Origin of the sequence: Streptomyces sp. NPDC019890 (assembly GCF_044903445.1) — a bacterium.
Lineage (GTDB): Bacteria > Actinomycetota > Actinomycetes > Streptomycetales > Streptomycetaceae > Streptomyces.
Genome location: NZ_JBJDQK010000006.1, coordinates 492,986 through 504,326 on the forward strand (window position 1 = coordinate 492,986; position 11,341 = coordinate 504,326).

Consider the following 11,341-nt stretch of genomic DNA (forward strand, 5'->3'; position numbering starts at 1 on the left):
CCCGGTTGCGGCGGATCAGCTCGCGCGGATCCGCTGCAGCCGGGGCATCGCGGCTCGCGGGCCAGGACCGCGGACCGCGGGCGATTACCTCGGCGGTAATCGACCGGGTGCGCGCACCCCGGCAGGATCGAGGACATCCCACCGGCAGCACGAGGAGGTCCTCATGAGCGCGTACGCGATCGGCAACCTGCGGCCCCCGGCCCGCCTCGACGACGAGATCTTCGACTACATGGAGCGCATCCAGGCGACCCTCGACCCCTTCGGCGGCGCGTTCCTCGTCCACGGTGCCCCCGAGCGTGAGGTGCGCGAAGGCGGGTGGCCCCAGGCGCTCGTGATCATCGCCTTCCCGACGATGGATGCCGCCCGCGGGTGGTACGACTCCCCGGCCTACCAGGAGCTCATCACCCTCCGCACCCGGCACATGGCGGGCGATGTGCTGCTGATCGACGGGGTGCCGGACGGCTACCGGGCGTCGGCGACCGCGGACCGCCTCAGGCAGGCGCAGGCCGCGGCAGCATGACCGCCGTGGTCACGATTCCGGCGCATGGCAGACCGCCTCCACGTTGTTGCCGTCCGGATCCCTGACGAACGCGCCGTAGTAGTCCGGGTGGTACTCGGGCCACAGCCGTGGCTCGTGCAGCACTTCCGCGCCTGTCTCGACGGCCGCCGCGAAGAAGGCCCTTACGCTCGCGCGGTCGGCCGCCGAGAAGGCTATGTGCGCCTCGCGCGCCCGCCCCTCCGTCGTCACCGGTCCGATCCAGAACGTCGGCTTCGTCGTGCCGTAGCCGATCACCTGGCCGAAGTCGAGCATCCGCCTGCCGCCGAGCGCGGCGAGCACGCGGTCGTAGAAGGCGGCACTGGCCGCCGGGTCCGCCACTTGTACCGAGATGTGATCAATCATGGGCCGAGCGTGACACACGCCACTGACAATCGGCGGTCCGGCACTGATCAACTGCGCTGGGCGGGAACCGTGAGGGACTGAAGGTGCCGACGGAGGATGTCGCGCGCGGCATTGGGGGCGACACCGCCCGGGTACGGCATTCCGCCAAACGCCAGACCGTCCAGAAGCGCGGCCAGCCGCAGCGTCTCCAGCTCGATGTCGAGGTCGGCGGGAATGCCGCCGGACTGCTGGGCCTCGTACAGCACCCGAGCGATCAGCTCGCGCATCTCGTCGTACATCCTGCGGGCGCACGGCCGGAATTCGGGGCGGGTGCATGCGGCGGTGATGAACGCCGTCCAGAGCACGGCTTCTTCGCGGCGTGTCTCGTCGAGGGGGAGGAATTCGGCGAGCAGTTCCTCGGTGCGGGCCCGGCGGTCGATGCCGGCGTCCGGGTCGAGGAGCTGCTCGGCATGGCTGCGGATGCGGTTGTCGATGCGCCGCCGCAGCTCCTCCATCGTAAAAATCATCAGCTCGGTCTGGTTGGCGAAGTAGTGCCGCACAGACCCGATGGCCAACCCCGCCTCCTGGGCGACGTTGCGCAGTGAAGCGCTCTCCAGCCCGTCCCGGCCCACGATGCGCAGCACTGCCTGCGCAACGTCCTGACGTCGGGTTTCGGCTACGACAACCTTTGGCATATGGTTTTTATAGCACGGTCGCGCTAAATTAACCGCGTTCGCTGGAGATGCGGGCAGGCCGGAACAGAGGGGGAGCAGTAGTGAATGTCTGGTTACTCGTCACGATCATCGCCGTCGTGGCAGTCGCAGTGGTGGTCAGGCGGCTGAGGGGCGAGCCGCTCAACGCCCGCGACTTGTTCGCACCACCCCTGGTACTCACTGGACTCGGGATCTGGGCACTCACTGAAGTCGAGGGACTGTCCGGGACGGACCTCGGCTGGGTGATCGGCGGAGCGGTAGTCGGTGTGGGGCTCGGCGCGGTGCGCGGAGCAACCATCCAGGTCTACCCCAAGGACGGGATTCTCTTTCAGCGCTACACGGGCAGGACGTTCCTCGTCATCGTCGGGTCCCTGGTGGTGATGGCGTGCTTCGGCTTCCTCGCGGTGCGGATGGGCATGCACGAGGAAGCGCGGCCGATCAACCTGTCCGTCGGCGTCGGCTTCCTCGGTGAGGCGCTGGTTGTCGGCGCGCGTGGCCTGGCGAGCGGAGTTCCCTTCGCCCCCGAGAAGCCGAGCCTGCTCGACAAATACTCCGGGCGCTGAGGCGTCCGCCTGAGCTCCAGCTCCAGCTCCGGCTCCGGCTTCAATCGGCTGTCAGCAGTCGGAGCCGGCCGAGCGCGGCAGCCGGTAGGGCGAGTCCAGCCGGTACTCGCCCGCCCTGCGCACCGTCAGCCGCGTCCACTCGCCCTTCTGCCGCAGACAAGCCCCCTGCGCCCGCAGCCACGGCGAGTACCGCACCCGCACCGTCACGGACCCCGCCGCCGGCATCCGTACCACCAGCTCCGCGTCGCCGCCGCGCACCACCGTGCCCGGCGCCGACACGAGCGGAACCGCGTCCCGCACCCGGTAGACCGTCCAGCCCTCGTCCTGCCACACCGGCTTCAGCCAGTCGGGGGCGCTCCTGACGATCGCCGCCTCGCCCTCGGCGGGCCCGTCCGGGCGCCCGTGGTGCAGCACCACAAAGCCGACCGCCCAGCGGTCCAGCCACTGCCGGTACGTCGTCGGGGTCAGCGACCCGTCGTAGAAGAGCCGCCCCCGCTCCACGTCGAGCTGGCGGTTCCAGCCGCGGGCCATGGCGATGTGCGGCGCGAGGACGGTCGCTTCGCGATGGTTGCGTGCGGGGACGACCTCGACCCGCGTGCGGTCGGCGCCGAGCCGCTCGAGCTCCCGTACGACACCATCCGTGTGCGCGGCCCATGCGGGGACGCCGCCCGAGACGACCAGATCGTCCTCGGTCTTGTCGATCAGCCAGTACGTGTTCACGGCGAGCGCGATCGCGAGCACCGCGGGCAGGAGCCTGCCGAGCCTGCCGGCTCCGCGGAGCCGGCCGCGCCCGCCGAGGCCGCCCGCGAGCACTGCGGCGAGCAGCACCGGTGGCCCCACGAGACCGACCAGACGCTCGACGTTCGTGCCGATGGGCGAGGCGATGAGATACGTCAGGACGACCCCGAAGCCGTACACCCCGGCTCCGTACCGCACCACCCGCCACTCACGCGGCGCCGCGACGGCCACCGCGGCGGACGCGAGCAGCGGCATCCACAGCTTGCCGGGCGCCATGGGCTGTTCGCCCTGGAAGGGGAAGAACAGTGTCACCGCCCCGACCACCACGAACGGCGGCAGTACGAGTGCCGCGCCGCTGCGCCACTGACGGTCCAGCAGATACGCCGCCCCTGCCACCACCAGGAACAACCCGGCGACGGGACTGGCCATCGTCGCGAGCATGGCGAAGGCCGCCGCGAGCGCGGTCCGGCGTACGTACAGCACGGCGAGCAGCCCGATCGCGACGCCGAGCGCGAAGGTCGTACGCCCGGAGGCGACGTTGCACCAGAGCGCGACCGCACCGAGCACGGCGGGCCACACCGGGCGCCGCACCCCGCTGCGTACGAACAGAAGGGCCAGCACCCAGGTCCCGGCGAGCCCGGCGGCCACCGAGACGGCGCGTACGCCGAAGACGGCCATCAGCGGCGGAGTCAGCAGGCTGTAGTTGGCGGTGTGGGTGCCGCCGTACCAGGAGAGGTTGTACGCGGAGGCCGGGTGCCGCTCCATGAAGCCCGCCCAGGCGAGCTGCGCGGCCAGATCGCCGCCGCCGGTCGCCAGCCAGAGGGCCCACAGGACGTACAGCGGCACGACGACGGCCGTCGCGACGAGCGGGACGCGCCACCACGGTGGCGCGTCCCGCTCGACTGCGTCTGTCAATGCGGTGTGAGACCGCTCGCTGATCCCCACGGCACAAACCCTAGTCCGGCGTCTCCCGCACAGCTGATCACGCCGCCGGGGTCGGGCTGGTCCAGCCGGTCCAGCCGGTCGCTCAGGCGCTTCCCGCCTTGATCGGCGGCATCCGCCCGGCATGGAGGCGGTCGGGAGGCCGGGCACTCGAGGGACACCCCGGGGCGCCCCTCGAGCTCCGTGTCAGCAGTGCTTCTTGGAACCGCCGTCATCCAGATTCAGGCTGTACACCCAGCCGTTGACCGACGTGCCGTCGATCCGGACGTGGGTCCACTGATTGCCGGACGAGTTGGTGATGTAGCAGTGGTACTGGAGCTTGAAGTCCGAGTTGACCTCCGCGATCTTGTCCCCGCAACTGGCAGGAAGCTCCCGCACCGGTGCGACGACGGCCCGGATCGCACGGCCGGTGTCGGAGTCCTTGTTCTGCCAGAAGTAGTTGGTGGTGCATGCGGAGGCCCCGGCCGTCGCGGCTGACGCGACCGGTGCGGTGGCGAGGAGACCCGACACCGTGACGAGCGGCAGCGCAACTGCGGTCCAGATCCTGGTCCTGTTCATGAAAACTCCCCGTATGTCCCGCGTCCGACAGGTGAATGACGATGCATCACTTTGCGGCCGCGACACTCTCGTACGCTGAAGAATGGACGACCGTACCCTACCGTATGGACCTGTCGAGGTACGTCAACCGCCGTACGGCACACGGCCATTGAGGAGATCAGGCCAAGCGTCGTGGCCCGCCCTGGTCATCCCTGCCCGCTCACCTCCACCGCGCCAAGGCGGACGACGAGTTTGCCGAAGCGACGGCCCTGCTCGAGGTCCTCGTGGGCGGTCCTGATCTCGTCCAGTGCGTACACATGGGTGGGGCCGAGGGGCGTGTCTCCGTCGGCGATGCGGTCGAGGTGGCGCTGGAGTACGTCGGCGGGCAGGTCGGCGGCATCGCCCGAGTAGCCGGTGAGCCGTACGCCCGTCGGGATGTAGCCGATCGGGTAGAAGTCCGGCACGATCCACTGGTTGGACAGCATGCCGGTGAAACAGACGGTGCCGTGGACACGAGTGGCGGCCAGAGTGTCCGGCAGCGTGGGCGTGCCGACGAGCTCGAGGGCCGCATGCACGCCCCCGGGAACGATCTCGCGCACCTGGGCGGCGATGCTGCCGTCGTCGACCAGCGGGTGGTCGATGCCGTGGTCGGCGAGGGCGCCGGTGCGGCTCGCGCTGCGGGTGGTGGCCAGGACGGTCGCCCCGATTTCCTTGGCCAGGGTCGCGGCGGCCAGGCCGAGCGCGGAGGTTCCGCCGCGGATCAGCAGCGACTGGCCCGGTTGCAGGTCCAGGCCCGTGGTCAGCGATCCGTACGCGGTCTGCAGCGTCTCCGGGACTGCGCCGAGGGTCTCCCAGGGCAGTTCGGAGCGGAAGGGAATGACCTGGGAGCGCGGCACCACGGTGTACTCCGCGTAGCCGCCGTCGAAGGTCCGGCCCATGCCGCCCATCATGGCCACGACCTGCTGTCCGGGACGCAGTTCACCGTCCGGGTCGGCGTCGACGGTTCCGGTCGCCTCGATGCCGAGGACACGGGGAAAAGTCACCCCTTCGGCCAGGCCGAGGCGGGTGTGCAGCTCGGAGCGGTTGAGGCCGAACGCCTCGATCTTGATCCGCACCCAGCCCGGGGGCGGCTCGGGGATGGGGAGCCGGCGGATGTGCAGTTGGTCCACGGGCCCCGGCTTGTCGAGCACGACTGCCCGCATCGTTCTGTCCACGGCGTTCTCAGTCTCCTTCAGTCATGCACGCAGTCATGCACGCAGTCATGCACGCAGTCATGACCGCAGGTCCGCAATGAGGAACGGCTCCAACAGACCGAGCAGCGCCTCGGGGCGGTCCAGCGGGATGATGTGGCCACAGTCCTCGACGATATGACCGACGAGGTCGTCGGTGACGGGCCGCAGCTGCTTTTCGAGTGCGGCCCCGACGGGGTGGGCGCCGATTGCCATGGTGGGAACCGTGAGCCGGGCCGATTCGACCGCATCACGGATCTGCTGGGCACTGGTGCGCAGCGCGCGGTAGTACGAGAAGGCGCAGCGCAGAGCCTCGCTACCGGTGTAGGCGCTGACGAAGGCGTCGAGAATCTCGGGGCGCACGCCCCGGCCGCGGGTCCCGGAGTCGAGGAACCAGCTGACGTACTCCGCTTCGTGACCGCCCAGAACGGACTCCGCGAGGCCCGGCTCGGCGTGGAAGCCGAACCACCACGGTGCTCCGTCGGCAAGGAACACCTCCGCCCCGGGCAGCCTGCCCAGCAGTGACTCCATGACGACCAGCCGCCGGACGAGGCCGGGCCGCCGCATGGCGAGCAGGAAGGCCGGCGGGGAGCCCGCGTCGATGCCCACCACCGCTGCGGAGGTCTCCCCGAGCGCGTCCAGGAGGCCTTCGGCGTCGATGGCGAGGCTGCCGGCGTCGTAGCCGTCCGTCGCCCGGGTGCTGGCGCCGAACCCTCGCATGTCCGGTGCGATGACCCGGTGCCGCTCGGCGAGCCTGCCGATGACTTCGCCCCAGACCTGCCAGGTGTGCGGGAATCCGTGCAGCAGCAGCACGGCGGGTCCGTCACCGGCGATCGCCACGTTGAGCTCAACGCCGTTGGTCGGGATACGGCGCAGCTCGACTCCGGCGGGGCGACCTTCTGAGAACAGGGATGCGGGGCCGGACAATGACGCCTCCTCGGCAGTTACCAATGGTGACAAGGAAACGCTAGGAAACTAGGGTGGGGGTGCCAAGACCGTACTTTCGCCACAGGTGGTGAACTCGAGGTGACTTCCCAGGCCGGACGTGCCTCCGGCAGTGCGCGCGGTGATCTTTTCGACCCGCAGTGCCCGACCCGTCAGCTGCTGGACCGGATCGGTACGAAGTGGACGTCGATGGCCGTCAAAGCGCTGGCCCAGGCTGCCCCGGACGAGGTGCGCTTTGCCGAGCTCCAGCGCAGGATGCCCGGCGTCTCGCAGAAGATGCTCTCCGTGACGCTGCGGAGCCTGAGCCGTGACGGCCTGATCACCCGCCGGGTGGAGCCGACCGTTCCGCCGCGCGTCTATTACCAACTCACCGACCTCGGACTGTCGTTGGAGGTGGCGCTCGCCACGGTCCGGGCATGGGCCGAGGAGCACATGGCGGAAATCGACCGGGCCAACGAACTCAGTGAGGAGCACGGCGCAGCCGACGGCTGAGCGGGGCATCTTCGGGCACGGCGCGCCGCCGCCGTGCGAAGGCCTCAGACCATGCCGGTGCCATGCAGATGCTCGTGTTCGGTGGCTTCCTTGATGTTGCCCAGCGAGGTGAGGACGGCCGCCCGCTGCTTCTTCGGCAGGCTCAGGACCGCCCAGACCCGCACGCCAAACCGGGCCCGGCCCAACCGGAGGACCTGGTTTCACCTCATCGGCTGCCATGGAGGCCTGCCGGTAGGCCTATCGGCTTACCCGACAGGTCGGGGCCATTCCAAGCTTGTAACGTCGGTCCACAGGCGCCGAACTGCGCCGAATTGCCAGACCGAGACCTACCAAACCTTGCTGTGGATCAGATCGGGCCGGATCTACTGCCGCGTCCAATAGGGAAAGGGAAGGGAATTGACGCTCAGCAGGATCGCTTCAAAGATGGCTTTAGGAGTAGTTGTCGTCGCGGTCTCCACCTCGGCCGTCGCTCCTGCTTCCACGGCAACCGCCTCGCACGAGATGCGGAACATAAAATTCACATCCAAGCGACTCAACGGCGGGCCAATTGAGTGCGCGTCCGAAAACCCCGGACTGGCAAATTCTCTCACTCGGGACATGGCGAAGTCGCTCGAAAACCGCGCAAGTCAAGCCTCGGTGGTGCTGTATGACCGAACCACCCATACCTCCTGCACGTACGGCGCGGACAAGCACTACGACTCTGCGAGCATGGTCAAGCCGATTATTTTGGGGGCTCTGCTCCTGGAGAGAGGTGTCGACCTGTCCGAGGATGAGCGGGACCTGGCCAGTCAGATGATCGTGAGCTCGGACAACGACGCTACGTACGCCTTGTGGGACAGCCTGGGCCCCAAAACCATCCAGGATTTCCTGGACAAGGCCGGAATGAAGAACACCTTTCTCGACGAAGCAGGCTACATGGGCCTGACTCAGGTCACCGCAAGGGACCAGGCCAAACTGCTTGAGCTGCTCACCGCCAAGGACAGCACGGTCCTGAAGGCCGAAGAGCGCAACTACATCCTGGGCCTTATGCGTGACGTGCAGGAGGATCAGCGGTGGGGAACGCCCGCCGGGGCTCCCTCGGACGCTGCCGTACAGGTCAAGAACGGGTGGCTTCAGCGTTCCCGGGCCAGGCTCAAGAACCCCTGGGACCGCGGAGATTGGAAGGTCAACAGCATGAGCGCGTTCACCGGCCATGCCTACGACTATGGCCTCGTGGTCCTCACCGAGAACAACAGGGTCCCTGAAGGCGAATCGCCGGAGGTGGGGTGGGACTACGGCATGGCTACGGTTGAGGGCGTGGCAAAGGCCATCCACCATGACCTGTACCCGGACCAAACGCCCCGGGCTGCCGGCCATCCCGGCCGCCTGTGAAGGAGCCAGGTGAACCTTGGCGTGGTCAGCGTTGTGGCGCCGGGCTTTCCGGTTGTTGATGCGGCACAGCTCCATTGGAGGTCTGCGACTGCGGCAACGGGGCTGCCCACTTCAGGACACTGTCCAGCTCGGGCAGCTGCGCGGCGGAGAACTTCAGAATGAGGGCCGCTTGGAGATGGGCTCTGAGCGCGAGGTCATCGACCTCTTCCAACAGACGAACCGCTTGGCCCGCGTCGCGCTCTGCCTTCATGTCCTGCTGGAGCTTCTCCCCCTGCTTCTCCAGATGCTTGAGTGCTGCGTCAGCCCGTCGATGAAAGAGGATGCTGATGCAGCTGGTGAGCAGCCCAGCGACACTGGCTGTGACCGAGGCGTACATGTCACCGGTCGTCTCAGCCCTGAAGATGGCCAGCCCAACACCTGTGATCAGTACCAGGCCACCCAGAGCTGAGTACGTCAGGCTCACACTGAAACTGCGCCGCGCCTGTACAAGACCATGCGCGTAGTACTGCACCAACAGCTTGGCGAATCGCTGTTGCGACGGATCTTTGGGTGCGACGGTCTTGGCGTCTGACTCGCCGTCGTCGGCGGTGAAGAAAATCGCCGACTCCAGACGATCTGCTTCTTCCTGTGTCTCGTCCCGCAGCCGTCGCTCACGCCAGTGCGAGAAGAACGGTGACAGTGTCGAGGCGATGGCGCCGACCAACACGGCGATCGCCTCACCCCCCAAGCTCCCGAGCAGCATCGCACCACTTTGACAGGTTCTCGGCCGTCCTGTCCTGAACTCGAGGAACTCAGCGCAACTGACTGCTCACCCCTTGGATGCGGCGCCGGGGCAAGCCCGTAGCGGGACCGCGCGATCCACGGCCAGCGCACGGGACCCGATCTCTCGCCCCCTGGCAACTCCCGCTCAAAGCCGCTGCACCGACCTCCCGTTCAGACCAGGATGGAGCTCGTCACCCATGAGCTTCCCGGCGAGAGTGCCGTCACTCCCCGTTGGAAGGCAGATCCCGGAACGGCCGTGCGTGCGCTGGTAGCACGAGTGGAACTACGGCCACGGCTGGGAGGACACCCTCCTCGACGCCTACGGAATCACCCCCGACCCGTACCGGACCGACTTCTACCGCCGTCTCTGGTCCGCGACTTGAGCTTCCCGCTCCCAAGCACAAGGGCCCGATTCCACTACTGGCCCTGTGCGATGCCCAGTCCAGCACGGCCCGGCACGTCGCAGTTTCCGTCTCATTCAGCCCGGTTCACGGCAGTGGCGCGCGCCACTGTGACACCCATGCAGGACCGAGCCGGGCCGATGCCCATCAGGACAACGGTCGCGACCTCCAAGGAGCATCCCATCAGCCCCTTTAAACCACTCCGTGAACTTTTCACTGCCAAGCTCTAGCTGCCGGCCACCAGCCTGAGCTGAACAGTTACGTTTTTTCTGTGCGTGTGCCCCGGGCGAGCCGGGGCGCACGCGAACATACTTTGCACTACCGCACACCGTCACGCTCCTCTTGTCGTCCCCCACGTCATGCCCAATGCTTGGCCGAAGTTCAGACCAGAAACGTGGGGGGAATTAAGTGCCAGGAACATGGGATGCCAACCTCAAGCTTCTCTATGCTGTGGACCAGGGGCAGTTCTTCGCGACCGACACGGTCAATCTGGGCGATCCATTCGACGTGATCGCAAACGTCGAGATCGGCTCAAGTCTCATGGGGGTGGTGCGGCGACACGATGCGTCCGTGTCCGTACGCAACCTCAGTCAGAGCACAATTCTGGGCAGTCAGAATTTTGGAGAAGTGCTCAACGCAACGAGTAACTCGCGCAATCAGGAGATAAGGGTGAGCTTCCCCGGCGTCTGGGCAGCAAACGAGGGGGATGTCCTGGAGGTCGTGGCCTCCTACAAGGTGACCGCGGGCGTCCACACGGACTATTCATCGCAGAAGAGTAAGACCTTCATCGTCTCTGTCCCCGATACACCCTGAGACGGGCGATCCCAGCAATTCAACCTGAGACTGACGCTCGTCCCTTATGTCTCGTAGCCTGGTTGGCCAGGAACCGGGCACTCGTCTGATCGAACTCCTAAAGCGGGTTTCGCAGGTTCGAATCCCGCCGTGGGCACAAGCGAAAGGGCCCCGGACCGATCATGGTCCGGGGCCCTTTGGCGTCCAGGTGCGGACGATCCACTGCCGCCCCAGTCGGCGCCGGTCCTCGCTGGCACATGTTCGCCGACCGTTGTCTTTCAGAGGGTGTCAGGTGTGCTTTCGGCCGGTCTCGTCGTCCAGTTGCCGCAGTTGCTGCAGCAGGGGAGCGACGGCTTCCTCCTTCTCGGCCGCGGACAGTGTGGGGTGGGAACGGATGATTTCGATCTTGTTTTGGAGGAAGGCCCGCTCTGCCTCTGGGTCACGCGCCACTCGGTCGGATTCGCGTGCGAACTTCTCCCGCATGTCCGCAATCGGTGCAGACTCGTCCGAGTCCGGGGCGGCTGGTCGGTCATTCGGGGGAACGGGCGGCTCGGACATGGATGCACCAGTCCCTTCCTTGGCCGCTGACCGCCGGGTCAACTGTCGACGGCAAAGGCGTAGTTCGGGTCGAGAAAGACCTGACTGAACCCTACGTTGTCGGTTCGGATGTAGCTCTGGGTGGAATTGAGCAGCTGCCACGAACCCCAGGCCCCGCCGCTGTCCCGGGTGATCAGCATGGTGCTGAGCGCCCCGAAATTGTTCGTGTTGCTGTAAGAGGTCTGGAAGGTCTCCACGATGGGCCCCCACGACCCGATCCAGCCGCCGGTTTGATCGGACAGCGAGGCCGTGTAGTCGTACTGGTAGATCAAGTCGAAGCGATGGGGTTGAGTCGGCACGGAGCGCGGTGCCGGTGTTGCCACCGGTCCGTTTCTCCGTGCCGCTCGCCGAACCCGCCGTGCGTGTCTCCACGCAACGG

General features: G+C 67.1%; 14 protein-coding genes. 5 read left to right on the forward strand and 9 right to left on the reverse strand.

The window, feature by feature from the left end; all coding sequences use genetic code 11:
- Nucleotides 1–163 precede the first annotated feature (163 nt).
- Nucleotides 164–520, forward strand: a complete 357-nt coding sequence (locus tag ACI2LP_RS19875) for a DUF1330 domain-containing protein (protein ID WP_404725786.1) — start codon at nucleotides 164–166, stop codon at nucleotides 518–520.
- A gap of 9 nt (nucleotides 521–529) precedes the next feature.
- Here the strand turns inward: ACI2LP_RS19875 and ACI2LP_RS19880 are convergent, their stop codons facing one another.
- A complete protein-coding gene (locus tag ACI2LP_RS19880) occupies nucleotides 530–901 on the reverse strand; it encodes a VOC family protein (protein WP_404725787.1) in 372 nt (123 codons plus the stop codon).
- A gap of 47 nt (nucleotides 902–948) precedes the next feature.
- Complete coding sequence (locus tag ACI2LP_RS19885) at nucleotides 949–1,575, reverse strand: TetR/AcrR family transcriptional regulator (protein ID WP_404725788.1); 627 nt, start codon at nucleotides 1,573–1,575, stop codon at nucleotides 949–951.
- Nucleotides 1,576–1,655: 80 nt separating this feature from the next.
- On the opposite strand from ACI2LP_RS19885, the gene ACI2LP_RS19890 reads away from it, so the two are divergent.
- On the forward strand, nucleotides 1,656–2,156 hold the full coding sequence (locus ACI2LP_RS19890) for a DUF1453 domain-containing protein (protein ID WP_404725789.1): 501 nt from the start codon (nucleotides 1,656–1,658) through the stop codon (nucleotides 2,154–2,156).
- A gap of 51 nt (nucleotides 2,157–2,207) precedes the next feature.
- Here the strand turns inward: ACI2LP_RS19890 and ACI2LP_RS19895 are convergent, their stop codons facing one another.
- The 4 genes from ACI2LP_RS19895 to ACI2LP_RS19910 all read right to left on the reverse strand — a co-directional run bounded on the left by ACI2LP_RS19895 (nucleotide 2,208) and on the right by ACI2LP_RS19910 (nucleotide 6,529).
- A complete protein-coding gene (locus ACI2LP_RS19895) occupies nucleotides 2,208–3,809 on the reverse strand; it encodes a hypothetical protein (RefSeq protein ID WP_404725790.1) in 1,602 nt (533 codons plus the stop codon).
- A 213-nt stretch (nucleotides 3,810–4,022) separates the two neighbouring features.
- Nucleotides 4,023–4,394 (reverse strand): SH3 domain-containing protein, encoded by a 372-nt coding sequence (locus tag ACI2LP_RS19900; protein ID WP_404725791.1) that lies wholly within the window; start codon nucleotides 4,392–4,394, stop codon nucleotides 4,023–4,025.
- Between the two features lie 185 nt (nucleotides 4,395–4,579).
- Entirely contained in the window at nucleotides 4,580–5,575 is a 996-nt protein-coding gene (locus tag ACI2LP_RS19905; protein ID WP_404725823.1) for an alcohol dehydrogenase catalytic domain-containing protein, read from the reverse strand.
- A 69-nt stretch (nucleotides 5,576–5,644) separates the two neighbouring features.
- Nucleotides 5,645–6,529 (reverse strand): alpha/beta fold hydrolase, encoded by an 885-nt coding sequence (locus tag ACI2LP_RS19910; protein ID WP_404725792.1) that lies wholly within the window; start codon nucleotides 6,527–6,529, stop codon nucleotides 5,645–5,647.
- 99 nt (nucleotides 6,530–6,628) lie between these two features.
- Here ACI2LP_RS19910 and ACI2LP_RS19915 point away from each other — a divergent pair, with 99 nt between their 5' ends.
- Nucleotides 6,629–7,039, forward strand: coding sequence for a winged helix-turn-helix transcriptional regulator (locus ACI2LP_RS19915; RefSeq protein ID WP_404725793.1), 411 nt, complete (start codon nucleotides 6,629–6,631; stop codon nucleotides 7,037–7,039).
- Nucleotides 7,040–7,636: 597 nt separating this feature from the next.
- Nucleotides 7,637–8,410 (forward strand): serine hydrolase, encoded by a 774-nt coding sequence (locus tag ACI2LP_RS19920; protein ID WP_404725794.1) that lies wholly within the window; start codon nucleotides 7,637–7,639, stop codon nucleotides 8,408–8,410.
- 25 nt (nucleotides 8,411–8,435) lie between these two features.
- Here the strand turns inward: ACI2LP_RS19920 and ACI2LP_RS19925 are convergent, their stop codons facing one another.
- Nucleotides 8,436–9,152 carry a hypothetical protein gene (locus ACI2LP_RS19925; protein WP_404725795.1) on the reverse strand — a complete coding sequence of 239 codons (717 nt, stop codon included), beginning with the start codon at nucleotides 9,150–9,152 and terminating at the stop codon, nucleotides 8,436–8,438.
- 829 nt (nucleotides 9,153–9,981) lie between these two features.
- Between ACI2LP_RS19925 and ACI2LP_RS19930 the strand changes: the two genes are divergently transcribed.
- Nucleotides 9,982–10,386, forward strand: coding sequence for a hypothetical protein (locus ACI2LP_RS19930; RefSeq protein WP_404725796.1), 405 nt, complete (start codon nucleotides 9,982–9,984; stop codon nucleotides 10,384–10,386).
- Between the two features lie 267 nt (nucleotides 10,387–10,653).
- Here the strand turns inward: ACI2LP_RS19930 and ACI2LP_RS19935 are convergent, their stop codons facing one another.
- Together ACI2LP_RS19935 and ACI2LP_RS19940 are read right to left on the reverse strand one after the other, a co-directional pair.
- Nucleotides 10,654–10,923: a hypothetical protein gene (locus ACI2LP_RS19935; RefSeq protein WP_404725797.1), complete on the reverse strand. Its 270-nt coding sequence runs from the start codon at nucleotides 10,921–10,923 to the stop codon at nucleotides 10,654–10,656.
- Between the two features lie 38 nt (nucleotides 10,924–10,961).
- Nucleotides 10,962–11,285, reverse strand: a complete 324-nt coding sequence (locus ACI2LP_RS19940; protein WP_404725798.1) for a hypothetical protein — start codon at nucleotides 11,283–11,285, stop codon at nucleotides 10,962–10,964.
- Nucleotides 11,286–11,341 lie beyond the last annotated feature (56 nt).

Excerpts from the sequence above, each read along its gene's own strand:
- ACI2LP_RS19875 (WP_404725786.1), top strand. The coding sequence starts at position 164 with ATGAGCGCGTACGCGATCGGCAACCTGCGGCCCCCGGCCCGCCTCGAC.
- ACI2LP_RS19880 (WP_404725787.1), bottom strand. The coding sequence starts at position 901 with ATGATTGATCACATCTCGGTACAAGTGGCGGACCCGGCGGCCAGTGCC.
- ACI2LP_RS19885 (WP_404725788.1), bottom strand. The coding sequence starts at position 1,575 with ATGCCAAAGGTTGTCGTAGCCGAAACCCGACGTCAGGACGTTGCGCAG.
- ACI2LP_RS19900 (WP_404725791.1), bottom strand. The coding sequence starts at position 4,394 with ATGAACAGGACCAGGATCTGGACCGCAGTTGCGCTGCCGCTCGTCACG.
- ACI2LP_RS19905 (WP_404725823.1), bottom strand. The coding sequence starts at position 5,575 with ATGCGGGCAGTCGTGCTCGACAAGCCGGGGCCCGTGGACCAACTGCAC.
- ACI2LP_RS19920 (WP_404725794.1), top strand. The coding sequence starts at position 7,637 with ATGGCGAAGTCGCTCGAAAACCGCGCAAGTCAAGCCTCGGTGGTGCTG.
- ACI2LP_RS19925 (WP_404725795.1), bottom strand. The coding sequence starts at position 9,152 with ATGCTGCTCGGGAGCTTGGGGGGTGAGGCGATCGCCGTGTTGGTCGGC.
- ACI2LP_RS19935 (WP_404725797.1), bottom strand. The coding sequence starts at position 10,923 with ATGTCCGAGCCGCCCGTTCCCCCGAATGACCGACCAGCCGCCCCGGAC.